Consider the following 25,933-nt stretch of genomic DNA (forward strand, 5'->3'; position numbering starts at 1 on the left):
CCGCCAAAGCTTTAGCGTAGGAGGGCCGATCTGCGCTTGCGTGGCCTGATAAAATCAAGCGGATGACTGCGGAAATACTTCCAGAGTATCTTTAAAAAGCCGGGATAATCCTTTAAATGAATACCTCTCGACCGTACCGCTACAAAAAATGCCAGTGAAAAGCTAACCAAAAAATTCAGGAACCCGATGCCTAGTACCCCGGCCACCACATTGGCCAGGTACCGGTAATTCATATGCTGCCAGCCAATTCCATAAGCGCCCAGGGAAGTGTTGGCGGCCGAAATGGTAATATGTCTGATATCGAAAGGTATACCAAATATCTTTCCCATGATGCCGGCCATACCAAGAAAAAAACCTAATGAAATGTTACCGGCTAAACTGCCCCCGTGCGAAGTCACATAATCTGCTATTTTCTGTAGCCGGCGGGGCGGTATGGAGATGCGCAAAACGGGGTGTTCGGTAAGCCGTTTATCAATACGGCCGTAATTTATTTTGTTTTGCACGTAGCCCGCTATAATTCCACTCAGAAAAAGAAAGAACCCCGTATTGCAGGCGTATAACAAAGAAAGGCTTTGCCAGGGATGCTGGTCCTGTAATAACTGTGCCGCCTTTTCGCGGCCTACCAGCGGATGCCCCATTGCCCAATCGTACAGCCAGGCCAGTAAATAAGTTACGGGAAATACAATAATGAGGTTACCGATAAAAGAGGCGATCTGGCTGCGGCTTACTTTTGATACCGTAACTGCCAGGTTGTATAAATTAGGCGGGTCGTCCTGCTTGCGCGTATCTAACGAACTGGCCACTGCGCTGGCGGTAAAGGCCGGTTGTTTGGTGGCCAGGGTTGACCCGGTTTCTTCAATGGCTACAAACCCCACGCTGTAATTAACGCTGTAAACAAAGCCATGCCAGAAGGGAGCTATCTGCAGCAGTCCCAACAGGTTTTTAAAAATGGCTACAAAACAAATGATAAGGCCGCCCCACATGGCGCTGCCGATCATTTGAAAATACTCCAGTGGCGAGGCCGTAATATATTTACTTCCCTTCCTGCCCTTGTGCTCGGCAATCTGGTAAGCCAGATAGCCGGTTGTTTGGGATAGAAATTCCCTGATACTGTTTTTCCTGTTCTCATTGCGGATCACTGTAATGAACATATTGGCAAAGCGGGCCATATTCAGCTTTTCTTCGGCTTCGGCAATGTCAAGCAGCAGGGTCATGCGGTTCAGCTTCTGCTCCAGCTGGTACAGGATAAAAGTTTGCGATAGGCTGGTGCCTTTATCGGCCGTTTCGTCGCGGAGCAACTGCACCAGTTCCCCGCATGTAACTAATACCCCGCTCAACTGCGTGGCCAGGTCCTGTATAGACTCAGGGCCCAGGTTTTCGCGCAGGATGCGTTCTTTTATCTGGTACACCAGGTATTGTTGAACCGAAAACGGATTGTTAGGCGGTTGCCATTGCGCCGGTATATGCTGAATTATTTCATTTTCCCAACCCAGCTGGGCTACCCGGGCGCTCAGGATCTGTAAGGAAACAACCGCCTGCCTGATAATGATGGGGTTGCTGCCTGAAAATGAAATGCCGATCAGTTCAAAGAAACGCATCCATTTATCGCGCCCTAATTGCTCCACCCATTCATAATCGGTATGTTTAAAAAAGATGCGGTTCAACAGGTACAGGAAATCGTTGGGGTCCTGTGCGGCTGGTAATAATTTATGTTTTAAGCGCGCATACAATTCACGGCCTGCCCCCCGCGAAATGGTGATCCCGCTTTCAGTAAGCATGGGTACCAGGTTGCTGTTGATCAGCTGCGCCATAATAGCGGTGCGCAGGTTGTTCAGCACTTCAGGGTGCAGGTGCACAAAGGCTATCGTTTCTGCAAACTTCCTGTGTACGTTCTCAAACTCAGAAATACGCGGGCGGATCATGGCCACAAAAGCCACCAGGTAATCGAGGGCCTCTTCCCGGTCCTTGATGGAAACGGAATGGCCCTGCGCCAGGAATTCCTTTACCAGATTTTCTTTTTTCTTTCTTTTAAACATCTTTAATCGTCAATGGTCTTCTGCTTTAACATTCAACATTGGATATTCAATATTTTGTATGCTGCCTTTCACTTTTTCATTTCTAATTCTTCATTTCTCATTTTTAATTTCCTACTGGCCTTTGATCATTACGCGCTCAATTAAATTTGAGCCAAACGAATAAGGGAGATATGCCAGTGACGGTACCTGTTTGGTAAGTATGATGTTTGCTTTTTTTCCTATAGAAATACTACCCAGTTCATTGGCGCATTCCATGGCCCAGGCGCCGTTTAGCGTGGCGGCATTGATCGCTTCTTCAGGCAGCATTTTCATTTGAATACAACTCATATTCACCACTACATTCATATTGCCGCTTGGGGAAGAACCTGGATTGAAATCGGTAGCCAGCGCAATGGCGCACCCGGCATCTATAAGGGCGCGGGCCGGTTGAAACGGCATTCTTAAAAAGAACGCGGCGGTTGGCAGCAAAGTTCCGATGGTATCAGCGCCGGCCAGCGCTTGTATCGCCGCTTCATCCATGGTTTCCAGGTGATCTACGCTTACAGCGCCCAGGGCTACCCCGGTTTGCACGCCGCCCGATAAATTCAACTGGTTGGCATGGATCTTTGGTTTTAATCCATACTGCATACCGGCTTTACAGATCAATGCTGTTTCTTCCGGGGAGAAGAAACCTGTTTCGCAAAACACATCAATATAATCGGCCAATTGTTCCCGCCCAATAACAGGCAGCATCTCCTGTATAATGAGGTCGATGTATCCCTGGTGATTTTCTTTATACGCCATCGGGTACGTATGTGCGCCCAGGAAAGTAGCTTTGATGGTAACGGTGCTCCGTTCGCGTAATCGCTTTATCACGCGCAGCATTTTCAATTCTCCGTCAACGGTAAGACCGTACCCGCTTTTTATTTCAATAGCGCCGGTGCCCAGTTTTTTCAGCTCTTCTAATCGCGCCCACGCCAGGTTGAACAACTCGTCTTCTGAAGCTTCATTTAATTTACGGGCCGAATTCAGGATGCCCCCACCCTTTGCTGCAATTTCCGCGTAGCTGAGCCCTTTTAATTTATCAATGAATTCATTTTCCCGGCTTGCGGCAAACACCAGGTGGGTATGACTGTCGCACCAGGCAGGTAATACCATTTTTCCGGTGGCGTCAATCTTATCTGCCGGCAGGGCGCGATTGATTGTTGCCAGTTCGTCCATAGCGCCATAAGCAACTATGGTATCATCTTCTATCAATAAATATGCGTTGTGTATACATGGAAGATCTGCCAGTTCTTTTCCCCGCAATACGGGCCATTTTTCCCGTACGTTTACGAGTTGCTTGATATTGGTAATAAGTGTTGCGGCCATTTAGTGAAGATAGGCTAATTTGAAAATCTGCAAATGAAAAAGCCCGGAAGCAGTCCTGCTTTGCGGTAACTGCTCACGGGCTTTCCGTTGGACAATTCAATTTACATCCTTAGCCTGGTGTCCTGAGCGGAGTCGAAGGATGCATATTGATTTTTTATGACCGGTTGCATGAGCTTTTTCAACAACTGCAACACTTTTATTTGTGAGAAAACAGTGTATTGCGCCGCAGTGGATCCATTGCTTACTTTTATACTATAAGCCCGTTCGCCCAGCGCTTTAAACATGTCTTCATCGGTGGTATCATCGCCAATGCACAACACAAAATCGGGTTGCATATCGTTCACTATTTTCAACGCCATAATGCCTTTATCAAAGCCCGACATGCGTACTTCCACTACTTTGTTGCCATCCACTACCTGCAGCATGGTGTTTTGTAACAGCTGCGAAAGATTATTGATCAATTCCCTCGACCGGGTAAAACCCAGTTCGGGATGCGTATTACGATAGTGCCAGGCCAGCGTATTGGTTTTTTCTTCAATAAAAGAACCCACGCAGTGAGTAACGAAGAGCTGCATAATAGGCCTGATCTCGTTCTTCCATTGATCGGGAATAGATACTGCCTGCTGCCACTGATCGCCTTTGGGTTTATAGCTGGCTCCATGTTCTGCAACCAGCATCATCGGCAGATCGCCCAGCCATTTTTCCAGGGTATAGGCTTCGCGGCCGCTGATGATAACTGCATTGTTTTTAGGGTCTGATGATAACCCGCCTAAGATGCTTCGCAGTTCTTCATTGGGTTTTGCTTCTGAAGGTATGCGGGCATACGGAACCAGGGTACCGTCATAATCCAGTAACAGGCAACGGCTATTTGCCATCTGGTAGTGCAAATGAATCTGGGCAATCACCCGTTCATCGAGCACTTTTACCTGTTGTTTCAACTGCTCCTGTTTTACATTCGCCAGTTGGTCGAGAAAATCGCTTACCCATTTTATAACATCGTAGTCCGATAAGCGCTGTTGCATCAGGAACATGCGGTGCTCCTGTTCTTCTTCGGGCATGGTCAATGCCCGGTTAATTGCTTTCGACACCTCAATAGTGTCTGTGGGATTTACCAACAGGGCCTCATTCAGTTCGTTGGCAGCCCCGGCCAGTTCACTCAGGATCAAAACGCCTTTCCGGCCCGAACAGCTGGCTACGTATTCTTTGGCAACGAGGTTCATGCCATCGCGCAAAGGTGTTATCAAAGCTACATCGGCTGCTTTGTACAAAGCAGCCAGTTCGTTGAACGGAAGATGGGTGTATCGGTATATGATGGGTTGCCAGGTAATGGTGGATACTTTACCATTAATGGTGCCTATCTTTTGTTCTATTTGTTGTTTACGTTCGGTGTATGCCTGAATATCATCCCGTGAAGGAACAATGTTCAGGATGAACACTACTTTCTCCCGCCACTCGGGATAATTGTCCAGGAAATGCTCGAACGCGTTCAGGCGGTCCATCAATCCTTTGGTATAATCCAATCTGTCTACCGAGAAAATGATCTTCTTACCTTCAAAATTCTTCTTTATCTCGTTGTAGTATTGTTTTGTTTCCGGATCGTTACAGGCCTTGTTGAATTTTTTATAGTCGATACTGATCGGGAACAGATCGGCTTTTATTAACCGGTCCTGGTATTGCATGCTGTGAAATGAACTATCCACACCCAGGATCATTTTAGCCGATTGCAAAAAGTGTTGCGCGTAATCGTGGGTGTGAAAACCAATGAGGTCACTGCCCAGTACGCCCTTCACCAGGGATGTTTTCCATTCGGCCGGTAAGGTCCTGAACAATTCGTATGAGGGAAAAGGAATATGCAAAAAGAAACCAATGGTGGCATCCGCTTTCTCCGCCCGGATCAATTCGGGCAGCATAAGCAGCTGATAATCGTGGATCCAAATGGTGTCATCGGGTTGTAAAAGCGGAATCAGCTTATCGGCAAACGCCCGGTTCACTTTTACATAGGCATCAAAATAATGCACGTTCGATTCTACCAGGTTTGGAAAATAATGGAACAGGGGCCATAATACCGAATTGGAAAATCCGTTATAGTAGTCCTTGTACAGGAGCTTATTTAAAAAGAGCGGAACAATTTGAAAATCACGCCCTGAAAGTTTTTCCTCGACTACGCTCCATTCATTTTGGGGAAAATCTGCCACACCTAACCACAGCTTCTCTGTAAATCCTCTGTTTTTAGAACTATCACTTTCAAAATAACTTTTAATAGCCGATACCAGTCCTCCCGAGCTTTGCCGCAGGTTAAGCTGATCTCCCTCATGATCAATAGAGAAAGGTAGCCTGTTAGATATTATAATCAATCGTCCCATAAAAAAAAACAGTAAACCAATTAATAATAAAGGCTTCTGCCACGTACAAATGTGTCAGGCCTCGTTACATGGTTTATTATCAATGAAATTATGGTGCCAATAGAGGAGAAAACTGCGATTAACCGGCTGTTTTATAGGGATTGTAACTTGATTTTAATGTGGATCTTAGAGAAAGCTTAAAGCCAAAAGGCGAAAGCTCAAAGCCCAAAGGTGAAAGCTTAAATTGTATTTGCTTTGGCCTTTGACCTTTAGGCTTTATCCTGAAGCTAATAACAGAAGGTATATAAAAAGAAAAAGAGACAAAGATTTGCATCCTTATCTCCCTTAATGTTGTATGTTCTTTGGCCTTATTTGAAATTCAACTTCGCGCGCTGACGATATTGCTCTCTTACTACGCCACGTTGGTTATAAGGATTGGTAACCAGGAAAAATAAATAGAGTGGTTCACCAACCTCTGTCATTTTAACGGTTTTCTCTTTTACCGGGAAATATACCTGTTCAATAGTACGGGTAGCTGTCACCGTGTTGGCATCTATCGTTTTGATATCGCGGTCCCAACGGTATTCGTTAGTGCCTTTGTTGTAATACCAGAACGACCAGGTGTCGGAATTGATCGCAATTTGTTTGTTAGGGTTAAAATTGTCTTCTTTCACCAATTTAAACGGAATGTCTTGCAGGTCGGCTAAAGGGGCTTTGTCACCGATTTTGTAAATACCATCGGTAAAATCGGCATTAACGAAAACGCCATCAACGGCATTTACGTCAAAAGTAAACTCAACTGAAAAAGGTGCTTTCTTTAAATCATACTCGCCATTAACGGGGGCAATGGCTGCTCCGTTTTGAACTATCTTCAAGCTTACTTTGGCTTGGGAAAAAACGGAGCTGGTAGCTACTAAGGCAAAAATGAACAAGGAAATGGTTGTTTTCATATTGCGGATTTTTCATGCGTGTTAATCTTCATAACTGCTACAACGTACAGATTACGGAGATATTTTGTCATAGTATAAATACCAGTTTTTCCGGTCGGGGTCGGTGGTATCGACAGCAAAATAGAAAATAATTATTATTTATGAAAGCGTTTATTCAAATCAAGGTCAAATTTATTTGAAGTTTCTTTTGCGAGGTCATATCCGGCATCTGCATGTCGTATAACTCCCATGCCCGGATCGTTTCTTAATACCCTTGCCAGTCGTTGTTCTGCATCGGAAGTTCCGTCTGCTACGATCACCATCCCCGCATGAATACTATACCCCATTCCCACTCCGCCGCCATGATGCAAACTTACCCAGCTGGCGCCGCCGGCAGTATTCACCAGTGCATTCAGAATGGGCCAGTCAGCCACGGCATCGCTGCCATCGAGCATGGATTCTGTTTCGCGATTGGGCGATGCCACGGATCCGGTGTCCAGGTGATCGCGGCCAATAACAATAGGCGCTTTTACTTTTCCGGTTCTTACTAACTCATTAAATGCCAATCCTGCTTTTTCTCTTTCACCCTGGCCCAGCCAGCAAATACGCGCCGGCAATCCCTGGAAGGCGATCTTTTCTTTGGCCAGCTTCAGCCAGCGTTGCAGTGATTTATTTTCAGGGAACAAATTGCTAATAACTTCGTCGGTGACGGAAATGTCGTTTGGGTCGCCGCTCAAAGCTGCCCAGCGGAAAGGACCTTTGCCCTCACAAAACAGTGGACGGATATAAGCCGGCACAAAACCCGGAAAATCAAAGGCATTCTGCAATCCTTTCTCCTGTGCGCAGGCGCGGATGTTATTGCCATAATCGAAAGTGATGGCACCTTTTTGTTGCAGGGCCAACATCAACTCCACATGGCGGCACATGCTGTTGTAGGCGTAATAAATATATTGCTCGGGGTTTTGCGCTCGTAAAACCTTTGCCTGCTCATAGGAAATTTCATGCGGCCAGTATCCTATCAACGGATCATGGGCCGAGGTTTGATCTGTAAGTGTATCAGGCACAATATTTCTTTCAACCAGGCGTTCTAATAATTCAACAGCGTTGCATAACACCCCGATTGATAGTATTTCTCCTTTTTCTTTTGCCTGCAGCGCGCGATCGATTGCCGCATCAATACTTGTCATTTTTACATCGAGGTACTTTGTTTCGATGCGTTTATCTATTCGCCATTCTTCCACTTCTGCAATCAATGCTACTCCTTCATTCATGGTAATTGCTAAAGGTTGAGCACCACCCATGCCACCCAGTCCGGCTGTTACATTCAACGTTCCTTTTAAAGTACCGCCGAAATGTTTATCGGCTGCTGCCGAATAGGTTTCATACGTTCCCTGTACAATGCCCTGGCTGCCGATGTAGATCCATGAACCGGCAGTCATTTGTCCGTACATCATCAACCCTTTTCTTTCCAGTTCGTCAAAATGCTGCCAGGTGGCCCATTTAGGCACCAGTTGCGAGTTGGAGATCAACACGCGGGGTGCATTCACATGTGTTTGTAAAATGCCCACCGGTTTGCCACTTTGTATCAGTAAGGTCTCATTGTCATTCAGGTCTTTTAACGACCGGATGATGAGATCGAGCGCCTCAAAATTGCGGGCTGCTTTTCCACGACCGCCATAAACGATCAGGTCATCGGGGCGTTCGGCCACTGCGGGGTCAAGGTTGTTTAACAACATGCGCAAGGCGGCTTCCTGGATCCAGCCTTTGCAGGTAAGTTGTGAACCCGTTGGGGTTTTATATTTTATGGCATCATAGTGTTTTGTAGCAGGTGTCATCGTTTGAGTAGTTTTTGTTACCAATGTAGTTTTTGTGTGGGGTTACAACCCGAAGGCCTCGTATCCTGTATTTAAATGTACCTTTTTCTTTGTGGCGAAAGCGTTACAATGCTCCACAAACGAAAAGTTACTGATGAGTTGTTTTATCTGGTCGATGTCATCGGCAAAAATGCGGTCCTCCTCGGCAAAGCCTACAAACTGCCGTACATAATCATGGGCCGATTCCAGGATCTCGCTGCTTTTTAATGGCCGCCTGAATTCAATGGCCTGGCAGGCGCTTAATAATTCAATGGCCAGAATGAATTCAAGATTGTCCAGCACCTGGTTCAGCTTGCGGCCGCTGATGCTGCCCATGCTCACATGGTCTTCCTGGCCCAGCGAGGTGGGAATGCTGTCGGCGCTGGCAGGAAAACAAAGGGTTTTATTTTCTGTTACCAGTGCGGCCGTAGTGTATTGCGGGATCATGAACCCACTGTTCAAACCCACATTTTTCATCAGCAACATGGGCAGTCCCCATTTGCCTTCCAGCAACAGGTAACACCGGCGGTCGGAGATGTTGCCTGCCTCTGCAGCGGCTATACAGGCATAGTCGAGTGGCAATGCCAGTGGCTGGCCATGAAAATTACCGCCGCTGATGGTATCGTCGGCGCTTAAGATGATGGGATTATCTGTTACCGAGTTCAATTCAATTTCGGTGAGTTCTTTCAGGTGCAACCAGGCATTGCGGCTGGCGCCATGTACCTGCGGCATACAACGCAAACTGTACGGGTCCTGTACGCGGCCACAATCAACATGGCTTTGCATGATGTCGCTTTGGTGCAATAACAAACGCAGCCGTTGGGCTACCAATGTATTGCCGGCAAATGGGCGCAGCCGGTGCAGGCGTTCATCAAACGGTGCCTTGGTGCCGGTGAGTGCTTCCAGGCTCATAGCGCCAATGATGTCTGCAGCTTCCAGGCAGTAATGCATGCGCTGTACTGCTTTTACTGCAAACGATAAAATGAACTGGGTGCCGTTTATCAGGGCCAATCCTTCCTTGGGCCCCAGTTGTATGGGCGCCAGGCCAAATTGTTTTAAAATATCCTGCGACCGGTGTCTTGCTCCTTTATAAAAAACTTCTCCCAGTCCGATCAATGGCAGGAACAAATGCGCCAGCGGGGCCAGATCGCCGGAAGCGCCCACGCTTCCTTTTTCCGGTACTACGGGAATAACATCCTGTTCAATATGCCAGATGATGCGTTGCAGCGTGACTAACTGGGCGCCTGAATACCCACGCGCCAGTGCGTGCACTTTGGTAATGAGCATTAGTTTGGCTACTTCAACCGGAATGGGTGCTCCTACCCCTACGCTGTGGCTTTGTAAGATCTTATGTTGTAAAATACGGGTATCCTCTTCCGAAACAGGTTTGTTGGCCAGCACGCCAAAACCTGTATTAACGCCATACACGGTTCGGTTGGTTGCTACTATTTCCTGTACGTGCTGCTGGCTTTTTTGAATATTGGCAATGGCAGTTTTATTCAGCACGCCATTGGTTTTACCACCGGCAATGGCCAGCGCACTGCCAATTGTTAATTGATCGATCCCGTAAAAAAACTCCTGTTGCATAATAGTTACTTATGGGGCAACATAGATTGCACCCGGTTAAAAACTGATTCGTTTTGCAAGCCCTGTTCTATTTCACTAATAGCCGTCAATATGGTTTTGCTGTGTTTTCCTTCCTGCACCAATGCTTCCATGGCCTGTTGCAGCGCATCCCATACCGGCTGTACCTGCTGTTGTAATTTTTTTCCTTTGGTGGTGAAGGCCACTACTTTTTTGCGCGCATCATCATCGGCTGTAGCGGTTTTAATAAGGCCTTTCTGTTGCAGACTGCTTACCAACTGGCTTACTGCCGAATGGGAAATGCCCAGCTCGTCAGAAATGTCCCTGATGGACACCGTTTCCTGTCTCGATAAAATATAAAAGACCGGAAACCAGGCGGCGTCGAAAGAGAGATCGTGCGAGGCATAGATCTTGTTCACATCGGCCAGAAATGCTTCACTCAGCCTGCGCAACCGGCTGCCAAAAACCAGAAATCCCAGTGATTCGTAAAAGCTCATAATTGTATAAGTACTTATACAAATGTACAATAAGTAACAATAATCCAAAATATAAATCAGTAAAAGGCGCTAATACAATTTTGTTGTAATTTCCGCACGTATTCTTTATAAATGCATATATATGAAAACCAAGGTCGGAGTTCTGTTGTGTTTAATGATGTTCCTGGAATATTTTATCTGGAGTGCCTGGTATGTATCAATGAGCACCTATATGAAAGTGCACCTTGGCGCCACCGATGACGCCATTGGTTTAACATATGGCGCGTTGGCGCTCGCCACCATGATCTCACCGTTCTTTATTGGATTGATTGCTGACCGTTTTTTTGCTGCTCAAAAAGTAATGGGCCTGTTACACCTGCTGGGCGCTGCGATGTTATTGCTCGCTACCAAAATTTCAGACAGCTCGGTTTTCTATTGGGTAATACTGGTGTATTCGCTGTTGTATATGCCCACCATTGCCCTATCCAACAGTATTGCATTCCATCAAATGACTGACCCGGGTAAACAGTTTCCCTGGATACGGGTTTTTGGAACCGGGGGCTGGATCATTGCCGGGTTATTGGTTGCCCGGCTGCATATTGCAGAAACACCTTCCACTTTTATTATGGCTGCCGTGGTTTCGGCTGCATTGGGAATAATAAGCTTTGTTTTACCTAATACCCCGCCTAAAGGAAGGGCTGCAGATGCTTCAGCATCCAGGGCCCTGGGTGTGGAGGCATTCGTATTATTTAAAGACAAGCCCTATCTGATCTTCTTTATTGCGGCTGTACTGGTTTGTATTCCGCTGTCATTTTATTATGGCTTTGCCAACCTTTTCCTAACAGAATCGGGTATGCAGGAATCTACCGGCAAAATGATCCTGGGTCAGGTTTCAGAAGCGCTGTTTATTATAGCCATTCCGTTTTTGTTTAATACCATTGGGGTAAAGAAAATGTTGTTGCTGGGCATCATTGCCTGGATCTTGCGTTATGCAGCATTTGCCTTTGGTAACATCGATACCAATCTATGGTTGTTATATGCCGGAATTATCCTGCATGGAGTTTGTTACGATTTCTTTTTTGTAACGGGCTATATGTATACAGAAAAGAAGGCAGGCGAAAAGATCAAGAATGCGGCACAGGGCTTATTTACATTTGCCACGTATGGTCTTGGTATGGTGATTGGCACCTGGTTTTCAGGTAAAGTTGCCGGTGCGTATACCCTGTCAACCACCAATGCGTTCACCGGAAAAGCAGGTCATAACTGGCTTAACATCTGGCTGATGCCTGCTTATATTGCCATCGCTGTGCTGGTATACTTTATATTGTTTTTCAGGGAGAAGAAACAGCTGCATGTTGCGGGGGAAGTTTCTTAAATAGTATTACCATAAACTAAAACAATAATCTTTATAAACAAACGAATATGGCACGTATAGCAATGCTCGGTTCAGGCTTTATTGGCCGGTTTTATGCCGACTCTTTACAAGGGTACAGAAGCCGCGATAAAATTGTAAGTATCTATTCGCGCCGTACCGAAAGCGCTAAACGGTTTGCTGAAGATTACAACGTAGCGCACCATACCACCAATATGGAGGAAGCCATTGCGCATCCCGATGTTGACATTGTATGTATTGCCCTGCCCAATAACCTGCACGAAGCAGCCGTAATGCTTTGCTGTCTGCACCGCAAAGCAGTGATGACCACCAAGCCGCTTGGCCGCAATGGCGATGAGGCAAAGCGTATGTTGCAGGCCGTTGAACAGGCAGGTATTTTCAATGGCTACCTCGAAGACCTTGTGTATACTCCCAAATTCATAAAAGCGCTGGAGAGTGTGAAAGAAGGCGCCCTGGGCCGCATTTTATGGGCCAAGTCAAGAGAAACGCACCCTGGCCCCCATAGCGACTGGTTCTGGGATCTGGAACAGGCGGGCGGCGGTTGCATCCTCGACCTTGGCTGCCATTGCGTGGAGATTACCCGCAGTTATATTGGAAAAGATATAAGACCGGTGGAGGTAATGTGCTGGGCCGATACCCAGGTAAAACCCATCGATGCGGAAGACCACGCCATTGGTCTGGTAAAATACGAGAACGGCGCCATCGGCCAGTTTGAAGTAAGCTGGACCTTCCGCGGCGGGCTCGACCTGCGCGATGAAGTAATGGGTTCCGAAGGCACCATCTGGATAAACAGCTTTCTGCGTACCGGTTTCGATATGTTCACCAGCGGCAAAGGCGCCAATTACGTAGCCGAAAAAGCCGAAAGCAACACCGGTTGGTTATTTCCGGTAGGCGACGAGCTGAATGAACTGGGGTACAACCATATGTTCATGGACATGTTCAATGCTATGGAAGCCGATCAGGATCCTAAAGAAACTTTTTACGATGGTTATGTGGTGAATTGCATCCTGGATGCAGCCTACCGCTCGGCAAAAAGCAAATTGTGGGAGCCGGTACAGCTCGACATCTGGCGGGGAAAAACCGGGGTTACCAAAGACAGCCACCTTACCGAGTACGATGCCGAGCATTACCTGGTAAAAGAAGAAATAACCCATTATGGTGCAAAAAAGGTTATTCTGAAAAATAAACAAACCGGAAAAATCGTTGAAAGGGTGATGGAATAATGGGGACTAAATAAAATCCCTAGTGGCTAAATAAACTCCCGGTATTTTTTCATGGGAAGTTGCGAATTCCATTATCTTGCGACATAAATAACTCAAACCCCCAATATGAAGAGGCAATTTGTAGCAATAGTTGTGATTTTTACCATTGGTTTGCTGGCAAACGCCATCCAGGCAAATGCCCAAAATAAAATAGGATATATCAGCCTGCAGGAACTGGTAGCCAACATGCCCGAGTACAAAAAAGCACAGGGCGATATGCAGGAATACCAGAAAGCCCTGGTTCAACAGGGAAATGATTACCAACAGGCATTTATAGATAAACAAAAACAATATGTAATTGACTCTTTAAAAATGACCGCTCCTGTAAAGGAAGTTAAGCGCAAAGAGTTGAATGACCTGTATGTTAAATGGACCAACTTTGTTCAACAGGAAGCCCAGCAAATGATGAACCAGCACGAGCAGGAGCTGTTGGCGCCCATCCAGGACAAAGCCGTTCAAACTTCACAGGCGGTGGCAAAAGAAAATGGCTACGCTTACATTCTGCCTAAAGAGCAACTGATCGCTTTCCCTTCAGCAGATGATATTTTACCGCTGGTGTACAAGAAACTGAACATTACACCAACGAAAGATGCAGCCCCTGCCGATGCACCGGCGCCTGCACCTGCTGCACCAAAAAAGAACTAAGAACAACAACTGGTATAAAGAAAAAGGAGCTTCGGTAATCGGAGCTCCTTTTTTATTTCCGGGATTTCTTTATTGTTATTTCAAACCCATATCGCTGATAATACCCTGAATTTTCTTATCAAGGTCGCCCTTTACCTGGATAGAATCAAACTCCGCAGCGCTTTTAATGGTGGTATTTACGCTGAAATAGAATTTGATCTTGGGCTCGGTACCGCTGGGGCGGGCAGAGATCTTACTGCCATCGGCCAGAATAAATTGCAGCACGTTTGAAACAGGCAGGGTAATGGGCCACTCCTCTCCTGTTTGCAGGTTTTTCCCTTTACGCAAATCATAATCGAGCAGTTGTACCACGGGAGAACCGTTGATGGTAGATGGCGGGTTGTTCCGGTAACCATCCATCATTTCGGCAATTTCCTTTTGGCCATTCATGCCCTTCTTGGTGATGGAGATCAAATGCTCTTTATAATAACCGTATTGTACGTACAGGTCAATCAGTTTTTCAAACAGGCTTCTGCCTTTGTCTTTTTCGTAGGCAGCCATTTCGCATAGCAGGGCCACGGCAGATACCGCGTCTTTATCGCGTAACTGGCTTCCGATCATTAAGCCGTAGCTTTCTTCCCCGCCTATGGTGTAATGTTCGCTGGCCTCTTTTTCCTTGATCAGTTCGGCGATCCATTTAAACCCGGTCAATACATTGTAGCATTTTACATTATTTTCAGCCGCAATGCGGTCGATCATGTCCGTGGTCACAATGGTTTTGCACACAAAGTCGTTTTGCTGGGCAATGCCTTTGGCCTTACGGGCTTCAATGATATAATTGAAGGCCAGCACGGCGGTTTGGTTACCATTCATCAACACCCAGTTGCCCTGTTTGTCTTTAATGGCAATACCAACGCGGTCTGCATCGGGATCGGTTCCCAGTAAAATATCGGCATCCAGTTCCTTTGCTTTTTTCAAACCAATGCTCATAGCCTCGCTTTCCTCAGGATTAGGGTAAACCACTGTAGGGAAATTACCATCGGGTTTAGCCTGCTCTTCTACAATATGCACATTGGTAAAACCAAAGCGTTGCAGTACTTCGGGCACCAGCATAATACCGGTACCATGTATGGGTGTATAAACAATTTTCAGGTCGCGCTGACGGGTGATTACCTCGGGATAAACGCTCAGGCTCTTCACCATGTCTATGTACTGCTTGTCCATATCCTTGCCAATGATGGAAATATTGGCTTCGCCCCCACTCCATTTCACCTCATCTACCGAGGCAATGGCTTCCACTTCTTTTATGACGTTTTTGTCGTGCGGCGGCACCAGTTGACCACCGTCGTTCCAGTATGCTTTATAACCGTTGTATTCTTTCGGATTATGCGAAGCGGTACATACCACGCCGCCCTGGCAGCCCAGCTGGCGAATGGTAAAACTTAATTCGGGGGTGGGGCGCAAGGCTTCAAACAAAAATACCTTGATGCCGTTGGCGGCCATTACATTGGCAGTGATCTCTGCAAACTGGCGGCTGTTGTTGCGGCTGTCGTGTGCAATGGCAATGCGAATAGTGCCACCGGGATAGGTTTTATTCAGGTAGTTGGCAAAGCCCTGGGTGGCGCTTCCAACCGTATATTTGTTAATGCGGTTTGTTCCAATGCCCATAATACCACGCAAACCACCTGTACCAAATTCCAGGTTGCGGTAAAAAGCATCGGCCAGTTCTGTGGGATTCTCTTTTTCAAGCCTGGCAATTTCCTGTTTGGCGGCATCGTCATAATTTCCGTCCTTCCAAACCTGAACGCGCTGCATAATTGCATCATCCATAGTACTCAAATTGAGGTTATTATTGAAATTTGAAGATATATAATTTTCCGATTGGACGCTTGTATCATTCAAAAAGCATACCCCCATAGGAAATAGCCATAAGCTTTAAGCGGTAAGCTGTAAGCAAATACAGGACCGCCGCGACGGCTTATGGCTTATAGCTTACGGCTTATAGCCTGCATTTACTCCATATAAGCTCCACTCACAACCTCCCCTTCCACCTCAACAAAAATATGCTCCTGCAACGTAGTAGCTACCGACAAACCCACATAATCCGTGCTAACAGGATAGGCCTTGTGCGTGCGCTCCACCAGCGCCAGCGTCTGGATCTTTTTAGGCAGGTACGCCAGAAACGGTTTGATGGCATATAACATGGTGCGGCCGCTGTTGGCCACATCATCCACTACAATGATCACTTTATCGGTAAAATCAGTTTCCCCGCTCAGTTTTATGTCGTGGGGCGCCTTTTTATCAAGGGCGATCTCGATATTCCAGATCTTGATATTGCTATTTATTGCATGTAACAGTTGCTCTATGTTGCGGGCAATTACGCTGCCGTTTTCGCGGATGCCGGCAAGAATGATCTCCTTTTCGTCGAGGTTGTTTTCTACGATCTCATAGGCCATCCGTTGTAATTTCCGGGCTACTGTTTCTTTATCGAGGATATAATTACGCGACATGCTTTTTATTTTGCCAAATCTATGGAAAAAACAGCTTCAAGCCACAAGCTGTAAGCTGTAAGCCGAAAGGGGAAAGTCCAAAGTCCAAAGCCGAAAGCCTAAAGCGAAAATTTGTATTACTTTCAGCTTTAACCTTTAGGCTTTAACCATGTATTTGCTTACAGCTTACGGCTTAAAGCTAACAGCTGTTTTTTAATTCCCAAATTAACTATCTTAGCCGTTATGTCATATATACCACAGATACTATTCATCATCATTTCGGCGGTAGCCATTTGGTTTTTTAGTAAAAAGATAATGACTATACGCCGCAACATTCTATTAGGTAAGGATGCCGACTTCAGCGACCGTACCGGCGACCGGTGGCGTAATGTGTTGCTGCTGGCGTTCGGACAAAAAAAGATGTTTCGCAATCCCCTGGTGGCTGTGCTGCACTTTTTTGTTTATGCAGGTTTCATTATTATTAATATAGAGGTACTGGAGATCGTTATAGATGGCGTATTTGGTACTCACCGTATATTTTCCGGGGCTGGTGTCGTTTATCCATACCTGATCAATGCATTTGAATTCCTGGCCCTGACGGTGCTGGTGGGTTGTGCTATTTTTCTTATAAGAAGAAATGTGGTGAAAGTAAAACGCCTTGCCAGTCCCGACCTGGATGGCTGGCCGCGCAGCGATGCCAATTATATCCTTATTACCGAGATCGTACTGATGTCGCTTTTCCTAACCATGAACTCGGCCGATACGCTGTTACAGCAACGTGGGTACGGACATTACGGGGAACACGTCACCGGTAATTTTATCTTCTCTTCGCTGTTGCATCCCTTGCTGGGCGGCCTTAGCGATAATGCCCTGGTGGGTATTGAAAGAACCTGCTGGTGGTTACACATTCTGGGCATCTTTGCATTCTTGAATTATCTCCCTTTCAGCAAACATCTGCATATTATCCTGGCGTTTCCCAATGCATATTTTGCCCGGCTGCAGCCTATGGGTAAAATGAGTAACATGCCCGCCATTCAAAACGAAGTGTTGTATGCCATGCAGCCTGAACTGGCGCCGGCCAATGCTACGCCGCCCGACAAATTTGGCGCAAAAGATGTTCCGGACCTCAGCTGGCGCAATGTGCTGGATGCTTATTCCTGTACGGAATGTGGCCGCTGCAGTGCGGCTTGTCCTGCTACCATAACCGGTAAAAAATTATCGCCCCGTAAGATCATGATGGCTACCCGCGACCGGGCTGAAGACATTGGGAAGAACATAGATCAGAACGGTGAGTTTAAAGATGATGGTAAAACCCTTCTGCACGATTATATTTCAGTAGAAGAATTACGCGCCTGCACTACCTGCAACAGTTGTGTACAGGAATGCCCGGTTAGCATCAGTCCGTTGGAAATTATCCTCGAACTGCGCCGTTCACTTATTATGGAAGAAAGCAATGCCCCGCAGGAATGGAACGCCATGTTCAGTAACGTGGAAAATAACTTTGCTCCCTGGAAGTTTAGTCCGGACGATAGGGATAAATGGGTAAGCGAAATGGGATAATTAGCTAATTATCACATTGGATACTTAATATTACAAAGCTGCTTCGATAACAAAAAGCCTCCCAATTACGGGAGGCTTTCGGTTTAACAAACACTATTATTGAGGGACTAAGAAGCGTATTGCTTAGAATAATTTGATATTATAAGACAAACCGAGTACTGAAACGGAAGCATCGGCATCGCAGCCAGTGCTGCCATAATCGAGCGTCCAGGTAGTGCCGCCGGTTGGTGTCAGTTCAATTTTACCGCTTTCAATCCAGTAGCAGCTCATTTTACGGATCAGTGGTTGTGTAATGTTGATGGTATACGAAGTACCAAGAACAGTAGTACCATTGGCAGAACCGGTAATTGAATACGCATCATCCAATGGGTTCATCGGTGTGCTGGCGCCGGCAGTCCATTCGCGGTAACGGGTAGAGTTCCAGGTAATGGTTCCGCCAACTGATTTTACAATAGAACCGCTTACTTCGATCTTATACACCAGGTTGCCGGCAGTATTCAGACCCTGATTAGTGGTCTTGTGCGTACCCATGATCTGGTTGTTGTTCACAAAGTAGTTGTCGAAGCCGATGGTGATTACCGTTCCCTGATCGCGGTACCTGGTGCCTGCCCAGGTAGCAATGATCTTACCTCTGCGTTTCTTGGTATCGGGACAAACGCAATCGGTAGTGCCGAAGTCGATGGTAATTTTACGGGTTGCGCTCACAGTATCAATTGTTACTGTAGCACAGCTGCCCAATACATCTTCAATACGGGCAACGTTTGCGCCGGTCTCTGTTCTGAAGGAAAAGCTGGTGCCGAGTGCGGCAGAAGCGTCTACCATGTTGATGGCATCGTTGTAATTGCTCTCGGCCATGCTGTTATCATTTGCTGCAGTGATATCGGTGGCTGCATCTTTGGCCGCTTTTTTACAGGCTACAAATGAAGTAACTAAACAACAGGCTACCAGGCCGAGGAAAATGGATTTTCTTTTTTGCATGGGGTATGTTTTAAAGGTCCCGTGTCAGACTCGTAACCGGGCGCGAGGTTTAAAACGCATGGAGCTTTTTTTTGGTGTGTGGGTTGTAGGAAAAATCTTCTTTAAATATAATCTGTTGATTGTGAGTGGGAGTTCTGTGTTTTAAGGGTCAGTTATTAGGTTCGTAGGTTATTAAGTTAGTTTGTTAGTTAGTTAGTTAGTTAGTTGGTTTGCCGCGACGCGCGTTGTATTTTACTGTTTGCCGTTTGCCAATTTTTTCTGCCTCTTCCCCTTTGCCCTTTGCCTTATAAAGGATCTTCCACGTCATGATAAGGGCCGTTAACGCAAACACGCCTCCAATTATCCAGCTGATCATACCCTGTTTCGCGTTTAAACGGGTTACAATGAGTTGTCCGCCGAAAATAAATACAGCATTGCCCAGAAAGGTACCCAGGCCAATACCGGCTATATAGGTGTTGTAGATATCGTTCCGGGGAACCAGGATCTTTTTGGTGTACAGGGCGGTGCTCCAGCCAAACCAGAAAGGGATCTGCGCCGGGTTAATGGCGCTCATGGCCATCCCTAACCAAAAGCGCGGAATGGTACGTGATAGAATTACGTTCTTTTTAACGTGCGGACTGGCAGCCGCCATAAAATTCGTTACGGCCAGGGCCACTATTATCAATACGGTAAACCATTGCAGCCAGCGGAACAGTCGTTCCTGTTTTTGCACCCAGTCCATAGCCACCAGCGAAATGCGCACATAAATGATCTCCACCAGCAGGGCGCCCACAGAGAATAGCAGGGCCGGCTGAATGCCATCACTTACAGAGATCTGCATGGCCGCTACATTTAACGTTCCCAGCGGTAAGGTACCCAGGAAACTAATAAACATGCCTGTGAAGAATATACGTAAATACAATTTCTTATGATGCTTATTGGTTGAAAATACAAATGTGATAATTCGATAATGTGCTAATTTGCTAATGAAATACAGAGCTGTCTGCTTTTGTAAAAAAATAGCTCACGCGAAGCATAAAATAATGCTGTATTCCATTATCACATTAGCAAATTAGCACATTATCAAATTAGCTAATTATGCTACTCCGTCATCGCATTCAGCTTCTTTGCAAAAATATTAGCTTCTCTAAACATAGCAATTCCTTCCCGAAAACTAAGATACCGGTGTCCTTTTTTATGATTGATGCGGCTGATGCGATAAAGCAGTACCCAATGCCTGATGATCTCCTTCCAGGCAAAGAATAAAGAATGACGCGGATCATAAATATGGGTGGGTTCCGAACCAGCCCCATTTACTTCAATGATGGAGAAATTCCTGCCTGCTTTCAATGCTTCCCAGCTTTCAAACCGGATGTCGAGGCGGCCAAAATAAAAACCAGGGATCTGTTTACAAATGTCATCGATTACCCGGGTAAGCGCTTCATCGGCCAGGTGGCTGGCATCGGTGAACCTGGAACCGCGGGCATGGTTGCCAAATGGTGATACGATCTGTTTTTCGCCCGCCGGCAATACCTGGTTCAACCGGTCGCCATGGATCTTTTTCAAACTGCACAAATACATCAGCGCGCGTTTATCTTTTTGTAACAATTGCAGCATGGAATGTTTGCCATCTCCTGTTACCGATAAAAACTCTTTGTATACAATGCCCGTGATGGCGCCGCTGGCCTGGTTGGGATTGCGTACATAAAAGATCCCTGCTTCGCATTTCCAGGAAACAAATTCCTGGATATGAAAATCGAGATAAGCGGTATGGCAGTAGGCTAACACCTCCTGTTCATTACGCAACACTTTTATGCCCCGGCCGCGGGCGCCGATATTGGGCTTGCCAATAAGCGGGTATTGTAAACCGGCCCGTTGCAGTTCGCGCACCACGATGCTGCCATTGGTGGGGATGGAAAAGAAAACAGTTGGCGGATGGTGTTGCGCGGGAATAATGGGAATGATGTCTTTTTTACTTTCGCATAAAAAGCCGCCATTCTTAATGGTGGGGTTACTGGCGGCAAAGAAGAAGAACGACCGGGCGCGCAGGCACAACAACACCCATACCGGGTAAATGCAAAAATATACACTGGCAAAGCTCCAGTATTCCCAGTTAAATAACTTTATAAAAAACGGTCGGTGCAGGATGCGTTGTATGCTGTTCATTCCCGGCTTGCCATTGATTTTTCTACTGTTAATTGTTGCGTGAAGGTTTTGTTTTGCTGCAGATCAAGGTAATGCATGTGGGTGTGTTCACCGGTTAACACCAGTTGCGTAACACTTACGGTGAACACGTAGCCATTGCGATTCATCAGCAGGTCATTGTTTGCATCGCCATCGCCGGTAAACTGGTGAAAATGCAGCAGGTCGCCGGGTGCAGGCGCTGCGTGTTGCTGCAGCCATTCTCTGAACCAGCTTTTTCTTTTCGCCACCACAGTTTCATCGTACAGCGTGGCCGACGACCAGATGTGCGGTTCCGAATCATTCAGTTCGGTCACATGCCTCCTGATGCCATCCCACCGGCATTCAAACAACTGCCCCCTGTTCCAGATCACGGCGGTAAAGGGCTCTATCTGTTGTAAATTCCACAGGCCGAAACTCAATACCGGGTTAACGGAATCCAGCAGGTCCAGCAATACCAGTCCGCGGCTTTTGCGATACGGCGGCGTTGGCTGGTGACAAACAAAACCTCCATTCAAAAAAACGATGGCATTGCCATTTTCATGGGCTGCTATCCAGGTTCCACCGGCGTCGCCATCCTTCGGAAATAATAAAGTGCCCGATTGAAAGGGATACAACGCCGGCGGCATTGCACTGGAACGCCAATGCTTTTCATCGCGGTTGGATGTTATATAGATCTTATCCGCCGAACGGATAAATGTTACTGTGCACATTGTTTACGGTACTTAATGGTAGAGGATGCTACCCCAAATTCGTCTGGTAGCTGAATATTGGTAATCTCTGTAATACCTACACGTATCAGGGCCATGTGATGGATCGTGTGCTCGAGGTTATAAGCTATTTCGCGGTAATAATTAGTTTCAAGGGCAATGGAATCGGGGTCGTGTTCGTCGTAACTGGCTTCCAGGGTGAGGGTTTTATTGGGTTTATTCAATCCCCGGTGAATATCCAGCAACAGGCGGCCGGCCAGTTCCTTATCGGTTTCTATCTCCTCATCGCGTTTACGTTTTTCATAATTGACAGTACCTGATTCGTATCCATTCTCCAAACATTGGAACAACTCAATGATGTGTCGCACGTGCTGGCCAATCGTATTGTTGAACAGGGTTGCACACGACTGGCTGTATTGCGGTGGCGACAATTGGCCGAGCGAGTCGGCCAGTTGAACAAAGATCGTATTTACAGCTTGTTGTAATTGCATTGGTCGGTTTTGTTCCTGAATATAAAATAATTATACCCTATACTTTCCGCGCAACCACCTTTAAGTTAACTGTTAAATTATCACTTACCGTGCTTCCCCCGCCTACCTTGAAATCGCGGCGGTTTATTTTGAATTCACCGTTAAATAAATACCCGTCCTTAATGGGCTGTGCCGTAAAAGGAAACGAAATGTCCTTTGTTGTTCCCTTGATGGTTAGCTTACCGGTCACAGAAAATGTTCCTTTCTTTTGTGAGCCGGTCACTTTTTCAGACACAAACCTGATCTGCGGGTGATTTTTTACATCAAAATAATCGCTGCCGCGCAAATGATCATCGCGCATTTCAACGCCGGTATTTACCGTATTCGCATCAATATGTACATCAAAATTGCAGCCATCGGGGTGGTCGGGGTTGAAGTTGATGGTGCCCCCCAGCCCGCTGAACGAACCGCCTGTATTGAATCCGAGGTTCTTTATTTTGAAGGTAACTGCCGAGGCGCTGTCTATCGGCGTCAATGACTGTGAAAACAGCGAAAATGTAAGGAACAGGGCAAGAATAAGTACAATTGTTTTCCTCATATAAAAAACCGTTTAATGTAAAGTAATACCTCACGGGGAAAATATATGTTAAATATTTTAACAAAAAGCGGGGAAAAGGTTCCTCAAAAGACAATAGGCAATTAACAATAAGCAGTAGGCAATTTCACAAACCATATGCCTGTTGATATTACGTATTGTTAATGTTATCCGTTGCTCCTGTTTGCCAGTTGCCTATTGATTATTGACTATAGTTTATTGAATCGGTTATACCACCGGGTGGTGGTTTTGTAATTTTTTAACATTGGGGAAACAGATCTCCTGCCGGTTGTAAGTGAGTTACCGGCGAAAAGCCCAATGCTAAAAGCAAAAAGCTGAAAGGCATGTATTCCTTTCAGCTTTTACCTTTAGGCTTTAAGCCTGTATTGTAAATACGATTAATCCGGTTTCTTTCCTAATTCCTTAATTATCCGGTAGTGCGAAGCAATGGCCTGCTGCATGGTAGGAAACTCATTGTAAGCAATATTGAATTGCGCACAGGTTTGTTTTACAATGCGGTTGATAGCCGGGTAATGAATGTGGCTGATCTTTGGGAACAGGTGGTGTTCTACCTGGTAGTTCAATCCACCCACGTACCAGGAAATAAATTTATTACGGGGAGCAAAGTTTGCGGTGGTGCGTACCTGGTGAATAGCCCATTCGTTCTCGATTTTCATGGGTTCCACCTGATCGGCATGTACGAAATCGGTATGTTCAACCACGTGTGCCAGCTGAAACACTACTGCCAGGGTTAAGCCCAGGGTCAGGTTCAGGGCTATAAAGCCAAGTATCCAGGGTAACCAGCCTAATTGGATGATAGGAAGGACCACAAAGAAGGCGGCGTACAAAATTTTACTTATCCAGAAGATCACATGCTCCCTGGTATCCATTTTGGTCATGGGAGTAGTATGTACTTTCTGGTTGAAATATTTGGTAAAGTCCATCACAAAGAACCAGGCCAGTGAGGTAAATGCATATAAAACGAAACCGTAATAATGCTGAAACCGGTGTGGCGGAAGCCATTTTTGGGTTTCACACTGACGCATCAGGGGGCTCAGGGCAATGTCATCGTCAACCCCGTCGATGTTGGTATAGGTGTGGTGAACGATATTGTGTTTGAATTTCCAGATGTAGGTATTACCGCCCAGCAGGTTCGAGCTGAGGGCCATGGTTTCATTCACCCAGCCTTTGCTTGAATAACTGCCGTGACAGGCATCGTGCATTACGTTAAAACCAATGCTGGCCAGCACAAAACCCAGGAAACAGCAAAGCGCAATTGACAAAATAACAGGCATGGATGGTGACAGGAACAGCAGCAATGCGTAGATCAGGATCGCCAGCGGCGCCAGAATAGCTGTTTTTGAATACAGGGCCCAGTTACCCGTTTTCTTGATATTATGCGTAGCAAAATACTGATCAACGGATGACTTTAGCGTATTGAAAAAAGATTTGTCTTTATTATTAAAGGTTACTTTAGGCATGTAAATACTTCTGGTTTTTTTCGCGTTGCAAAGGTAAAGAAAGAAATGTTAAAGAAGCCCCATTTAATACAATGATTTCAAATTGATAATTGTCATCTCACAACATGAGAAAAGTCATACGAACGTAGGTAAGCGACGGGCTAAAAAATAGTAGTAACCGGGATAAAAATTCATGTGAAATCGGTTTTTACAGCAGTTAATCAGCGTCTACCCTGTTGAGCAAACACTATGCCATGACGGATATTGGATGTTAACTAAAAATGAACGCTAAATTAAACGAAATTTCTGCGCTTAAATTGTAATTCGTTGATAAGTAATGGGGGCAGGTTGACGAGTTAACAAGTTGACGCGTTGACAGGTTGACTTGTTAAACTGTTTTCCTTCTGCCTGCTGTCTACAGCCTTTCATGTCTGCCTGCCTGTCCCGACTTGTCGGGATTTTCCGTCTGCCAATTCCATAGTGCCTGGTGCTATAAAACCAACTGCTGGTGCAACCGCACCAACGCCTCCTGCGGGTTTTTGCAAAAGCCCGGATGCACGCGCGACGTTTGCAATATGGTGCTGCGCTGGGCTGTTAACCAGCGGAACCGGGATGGCATATCCAACTGGGCAATGGGCCCGCCTTCTTTGGCGCCCTGGCAAATTTTTTCAAATGCGTGCAGGTAAGCAAGAATTTCAGGAATGTCGGCTTTTTCATCCAGTGCTTTTACTTTGGCTTCATTCACCGTGTGCATGGCCTGCAAAAACTTTTGCTCCTTGCTGAATAAAATAATGCCCACATTGCAAAACTCTTCCCGCTCTACCCTGGGCACCATACGAATAACTGCGTACTCAAATAAGTATTTTTCCTGCATGTTGGGCTTCATTAACAAAAATGTGTGACGAGGCAATCCGGGTTATTAAAAATTCGGCGTACACCTGGCGGCGTTCTGCAGCGGATGCTTCCTGCAGGTCGGTTGTCAGCCATTCTTCGGGCACCAGGTCAACAATGGCGCGAATGCGTTCGGGTGAAAGTACCGCCCTGAAGGCGGCATCCACTTCAGTGAGTTGCGAAGCCTGTGGCAACAATACATGGTCTTTTACCTGCGCAAATGGTTTTAGTGCCTGTTCTTTCCAGTTTGGCCAGTTATGGTGGAAATATAAAGTAGCGCCATGATCAATAAGCCAGAGTTCTTTATGCCAGATGAGCATATTGGTATTGCGGGGCGTACGGTCAACGTTCATGAGCAAACAATCGAGCCATACGATCTGCGAGGCCAGCCGCGCATCGATCTTTACAACAGCCGGGTCATAGGTGATGGCGCCCGATAAATAATGCAGCGCCAGGTTAAGCCCCACACTTGCTTTTAACAGGTCCTGGATCTCCTCATCGGGCTCGGTACGGCCAAAGGCAGTGTCTAAATTGGCCAGTACCAGTTCAGGCACTTTCATGCCCAATGCACGGGCCACTTCTCCGCCTATCAGTTCGGCTATCAGGGCTTTTATCCCCTGCCCGGCGCCTCTGAATTTAAGCACATACATAAAGCCATCATCAGCTTCTGCAATGGCAGGCAGTGAACCCCCCTCGCGCAGCGGGGTAACGTAGCGGGTAACGTTCACTGTTCTTATTTCAGGTTGTTGTGACATAAAAATGGGGCTAAAA

The 25,933-nt window shown here is 46.3% G+C and carries 22 protein-coding genes; 4 read left to right on the plus strand and 18 right to left on the minus strand.

Features of this window, described 5'->3' with window-relative positions; all coding sequences use genetic code 11:
- Positions 1 to 11: 11 nt before the first annotated feature.
- The 7 genes from NIAKO_RS10820 to NIAKO_RS10850 form a co-directional block, all read right to left on the minus strand.
- A complete protein-coding gene (locus tag NIAKO_RS10820) occupies positions 12 to 2,036 on the minus strand; it encodes a site-specific recombinase (RefSeq protein ID WP_014218464.1) in 2,025 nt (674 codons plus the stop codon).
- Between the two features lie 111 nt (positions 2,037 to 2,147).
- Positions 2,148 to 3,386, minus strand: coding sequence for an imidazolonepropionase (hutI, locus tag NIAKO_RS10825; protein WP_014218465.1), 1,239 nt, complete (start codon positions 3,384 to 3,386; stop codon positions 2,148 to 2,150).
- Positions 3,387 to 3,487: 101 nt separating this feature from the next.
- Positions 3,488 to 5,749 (minus strand): bifunctional alpha,alpha-trehalose-phosphate synthase (UDP-forming)/trehalose-phosphatase, encoded by a 2,262-nt coding sequence (locus NIAKO_RS10830; RefSeq protein ID WP_014218466.1) that lies wholly within the window; start codon positions 5,747 to 5,749, stop codon positions 3,488 to 3,490.
- Positions 5,750 to 6,096: 347 nt separating this feature from the next.
- Entirely contained in the window at positions 6,097 to 6,678 is a 582-nt protein-coding gene (locus NIAKO_RS10835) for a hypothetical protein (RefSeq protein WP_014218467.1), read from the minus strand.
- A 134-nt stretch (positions 6,679 to 6,812) separates the two neighbouring features.
- On the minus strand, positions 6,813 to 8,492 hold the full coding sequence (gene hutU, locus NIAKO_RS10840; RefSeq protein ID WP_014218468.1) for a urocanate hydratase: 1,680 nt from the start codon (positions 8,490 to 8,492) through the stop codon (positions 6,813 to 6,815).
- Between the two features lie 42 nt (positions 8,493 to 8,534).
- The gene (hutH, locus tag NIAKO_RS10845; RefSeq protein WP_014218469.1) at positions 8,535 to 10,097 is read right to left on the minus strand and encodes a histidine ammonia-lyase; all 1,563 of its coding nucleotides are present in this window, start codon (positions 10,095 to 10,097) and stop codon (positions 8,535 to 8,537) included.
- A 5-nt stretch (positions 10,098 to 10,102) separates the two neighbouring features.
- Positions 10,103 to 10,591, minus strand: a complete 489-nt coding sequence (locus tag NIAKO_RS10850) for a MarR family winged helix-turn-helix transcriptional regulator (protein WP_014218470.1) — start codon at positions 10,589 to 10,591, stop codon at positions 10,103 to 10,105.
- Positions 10,592 to 10,712: 121 nt separating this feature from the next.
- On the opposite strand from NIAKO_RS10850, the gene NIAKO_RS10855 reads away from it, so the two are divergent.
- The 3 genes from NIAKO_RS10855 (at position 10,713) to NIAKO_RS10865 (ending at position 13,870) form a co-directional block, all read left to right on the plus strand.
- A complete protein-coding gene (locus NIAKO_RS10855; RefSeq protein WP_014218471.1) occupies positions 10,713 to 11,945 on the plus strand; it encodes a nucleoside permease in 1,233 nt (410 codons plus the stop codon).
- Between the two features lie 47 nt (positions 11,946 to 11,992).
- Entirely contained in the window at positions 11,993 to 13,186 is a 1,194-nt protein-coding gene (locus NIAKO_RS10860) for a Gfo/Idh/MocA family protein (protein ID WP_014218472.1), read from the plus strand.
- Between the two features lie 105 nt (positions 13,187 to 13,291).
- Positions 13,292 to 13,870, plus strand: a complete 579-nt coding sequence (locus tag NIAKO_RS10865) for an OmpH/Skp family outer membrane protein (RefSeq protein WP_014218473.1) — start codon at positions 13,292 to 13,294, stop codon at positions 13,868 to 13,870.
- Between the two features lie 75 nt (positions 13,871 to 13,945).
- Here the strand turns inward: NIAKO_RS10865 and NIAKO_RS10870 are convergent, their stop codons facing one another.
- Both NIAKO_RS10870 and NIAKO_RS10875 read right to left on the minus strand, forming a co-directional pair.
- Complete coding sequence (locus NIAKO_RS10870) at positions 13,946 to 15,679, minus strand: phospho-sugar mutase (protein WP_041346618.1); 1,734 nt, start codon at positions 15,677 to 15,679, stop codon at positions 13,946 to 13,948.
- Positions 15,680 to 15,861: 182 nt separating this feature from the next.
- Entirely contained in the window at positions 15,862 to 16,359 is a 498-nt protein-coding gene (locus tag NIAKO_RS10875; RefSeq protein WP_014218475.1) for a phosphoribosyltransferase family protein, read from the minus strand.
- Positions 16,360 to 16,581: 222 nt separating this feature from the next.
- On the opposite strand from NIAKO_RS10875, the gene NIAKO_RS10880 reads away from it, so the two are divergent.
- Complete coding sequence (locus NIAKO_RS10880) at positions 16,582 to 17,898, plus strand: 4Fe-4S dicluster domain-containing protein (protein ID WP_014218476.1); 1,317 nt, start codon at positions 16,582 to 16,584, stop codon at positions 17,896 to 17,898.
- 123 nt (positions 17,899 to 18,021) lie between these two features.
- Here the strand turns inward: NIAKO_RS10880 and NIAKO_RS10885 are convergent, their stop codons facing one another.
- The 9 genes from NIAKO_RS10885 to NIAKO_RS10925 all read right to left on the minus strand — a co-directional run bounded on the left by NIAKO_RS10885 (position 18,022) and on the right by NIAKO_RS10925 (position 25,917).
- Complete coding sequence (locus tag NIAKO_RS10885; protein ID WP_014218477.1) at positions 18,022 to 18,876, minus strand: hypothetical protein; 855 nt, start codon at positions 18,874 to 18,876, stop codon at positions 18,022 to 18,024.
- A gap of 196 nt (positions 18,877 to 19,072) precedes the next feature.
- The gene (locus NIAKO_RS10890) at positions 19,073 to 19,750 is read right to left on the minus strand and encodes a LysE family translocator (protein ID WP_107685526.1); all 678 of its coding nucleotides are present in this window, start codon (positions 19,748 to 19,750) and stop codon (positions 19,073 to 19,075) included.
- A 206-nt stretch (positions 19,751 to 19,956) separates the two neighbouring features.
- Positions 19,957 to 21,021 (minus strand): ATP-grasp domain-containing protein, encoded by a 1,065-nt coding sequence (locus NIAKO_RS10895; RefSeq protein ID WP_014218479.1) that lies wholly within the window; start codon positions 21,019 to 21,021, stop codon positions 19,957 to 19,959.
- Positions 21,018 to 21,749, minus strand: a complete 732-nt coding sequence (locus tag NIAKO_RS10900) for an NRDE family protein (RefSeq protein ID WP_014218480.1) — start codon at positions 21,747 to 21,749, stop codon at positions 21,018 to 21,020. Before NIAKO_RS10900 ends, NIAKO_RS10895 begins: the two co-directional genes overlap by 4 nt.
- Positions 21,737 to 22,237: a hypothetical protein gene (locus tag NIAKO_RS10905; protein ID WP_014218481.1), complete on the minus strand. Its 501-nt coding sequence runs from the start codon at positions 22,235 to 22,237 to the stop codon at positions 21,737 to 21,739. Before NIAKO_RS10905 ends, NIAKO_RS10900 begins: the two co-directional genes overlap by 13 nt.
- Before the next feature lie 37 nt (positions 22,238 to 22,274).
- Positions 22,275 to 22,814: a YceI family protein gene (locus NIAKO_RS10910; RefSeq protein WP_014218482.1), complete on the minus strand. Its 540-nt coding sequence runs from the start codon at positions 22,812 to 22,814 to the stop codon at positions 22,275 to 22,277.
- Between the two features lie 395 nt (positions 22,815 to 23,209).
- Positions 23,210 to 24,292, minus strand: a complete 1,083-nt coding sequence (locus NIAKO_RS10915; protein ID WP_014218483.1) for a fatty acid desaturase family protein — start codon at positions 24,290 to 24,292, stop codon at positions 23,210 to 23,212.
- A 469-nt stretch (positions 24,293 to 24,761) separates the two neighbouring features.
- Positions 24,762 to 25,157: a DUF3037 domain-containing protein gene (locus NIAKO_RS10920; protein ID WP_242675436.1), complete on the minus strand. Its 396-nt coding sequence runs from the start codon at positions 25,155 to 25,157 to the stop codon at positions 24,762 to 24,764.
- Positions 25,123 to 25,917 (minus strand): HipA family kinase, encoded by a 795-nt coding sequence (locus NIAKO_RS10925; protein ID WP_014218485.1) that lies wholly within the window; start codon positions 25,915 to 25,917, stop codon positions 25,123 to 25,125. Before NIAKO_RS10925 ends, NIAKO_RS10920 begins: the two co-directional genes overlap by 35 nt.
- Positions 25,918 to 25,933: the final 16 nt, after the last annotated feature.

Origin of the sequence: Niastella koreensis GR20-10, assembly GCF_000246855.1 — a bacterium.
Taxonomy (GTDB): domain Bacteria; phylum Bacteroidota; class Bacteroidia; order Chitinophagales; family Chitinophagaceae; genus Niastella; species Niastella koreensis.

What these genes read in the sequence shown, in the direction of transcription:
- NIAKO_RS10895 (WP_014218479.1), bottom strand. Translation starts at nt 21,021, where the DNA reads ATGAACAGCATACAACGCATCCTGCACCGACCGTTTTTTATAAAGTTA.
- NIAKO_RS10925 (WP_014218485.1), bottom strand. Translation starts at nt 25,917, where the DNA reads ATGTCACAACAACCTGAAATAAGAACAGTGAACGTTACCCGCTACGTT.
- NIAKO_RS10905 (WP_014218481.1), bottom strand. Translation starts at nt 22,237, where the DNA reads ATGCAATTACAACAAGCTGTAAATACGATCTTTGTTCAACTGGCCGAC.
- NIAKO_RS10900 (WP_014218480.1), bottom strand. Translation starts at nt 21,749, where the DNA reads ATGTGCACAGTAACATTTATCCGTTCGGCGGATAAGATCTATATAACA.
- hutI (WP_014218465.1), bottom strand. Translation starts at nt 3,386, where the DNA reads ATGGCCGCAACACTTATTACCAATATCAAGCAACTCGTAAACGTACGG.
- NIAKO_RS10850 (WP_014218470.1), bottom strand. Translation starts at nt 10,591, where the DNA reads ATGAGCTTTTACGAATCACTGGGATTTCTGGTTTTTGGCAGCCGGTTG.
- NIAKO_RS10875 (WP_014218475.1), bottom strand. Translation starts at nt 16,359, where the DNA reads ATGTCGCGTAATTATATCCTCGATAAAGAAACAGTAGCCCGGAAATTA.
- NIAKO_RS10870 (WP_041346618.1), bottom strand. Translation starts at nt 15,679, where the DNA reads ATGGATGATGCAATTATGCAGCGCGTTCAGGTTTGGAAGGACGGAAAT.
- NIAKO_RS10835 (WP_014218467.1), bottom strand. Translation starts at nt 6,678, where the DNA reads ATGAAAACAACCATTTCCTTGTTCATTTTTGCCTTAGTAGCTACCAGC.
- NIAKO_RS10880 (WP_014218476.1), top strand. Translation starts at nt 16,582, where the DNA reads ATGTCATATATACCACAGATACTATTCATCATCATTTCGGCGGTAGCC.
- hutH (WP_014218469.1), bottom strand. Translation starts at nt 10,097, where the DNA reads ATGCAACAGGAGTTTTTTTACGGGATCGATCAATTAACAATTGGCAGT.
- NIAKO_RS10915 (WP_014218483.1), bottom strand. Translation starts at nt 24,292, where the DNA reads ATGCCTAAAGTAACCTTTAATAATAAAGACAAATCTTTTTTCAATACG.
- NIAKO_RS10855 (WP_014218471.1), top strand. Translation starts at nt 10,713, where the DNA reads ATGAAAACCAAGGTCGGAGTTCTGTTGTGTTTAATGATGTTCCTGGAA.
- NIAKO_RS10885 (WP_014218477.1), bottom strand. Translation starts at nt 18,876, where the DNA reads ATGCAAAAAAGAAAATCCATTTTCCTCGGCCTGGTAGCCTGTTGTTTA.
- NIAKO_RS10820 (WP_014218464.1), bottom strand. Translation starts at nt 2,036, where the DNA reads ATGTTTAAAAGAAAGAAAAAAGAAAATCTGGTAAAGGAATTCCTGGCG.
- NIAKO_RS10910 (WP_014218482.1), bottom strand. Translation starts at nt 22,814, where the DNA reads ATGAGGAAAACAATTGTACTTATTCTTGCCCTGTTCCTTACATTTTCG.
- NIAKO_RS10830 (WP_014218466.1), bottom strand. Translation starts at nt 5,749, where the DNA reads ATGGGACGATTGATTATAATATCTAACAGGCTACCTTTCTCTATTGAT.
- hutU (WP_014218468.1), bottom strand. Translation starts at nt 8,492, where the DNA reads ATGACACCTGCTACAAAACACTATGATGCCATAAAATATAAAACCCCA.
- NIAKO_RS10890 (WP_107685526.1), bottom strand. Translation starts at nt 19,750, where the DNA reads ATGTTTATTAGTTTCCTGGGTACCTTACCGCTGGGAACGTTAAATGTA.
- NIAKO_RS10865 (WP_014218473.1), top strand. Translation starts at nt 13,292, where the DNA reads ATGAAGAGGCAATTTGTAGCAATAGTTGTGATTTTTACCATTGGTTTG.
- NIAKO_RS10860 (WP_014218472.1), top strand. Translation starts at nt 11,993, where the DNA reads ATGGCACGTATAGCAATGCTCGGTTCAGGCTTTATTGGCCGGTTTTAT.
- NIAKO_RS10920 (WP_242675436.1), bottom strand. Translation starts at nt 25,157, where the DNA reads ATGAAGCCCAACATGCAGGAAAAATACTTATTTGAGTACGCAGTTATT.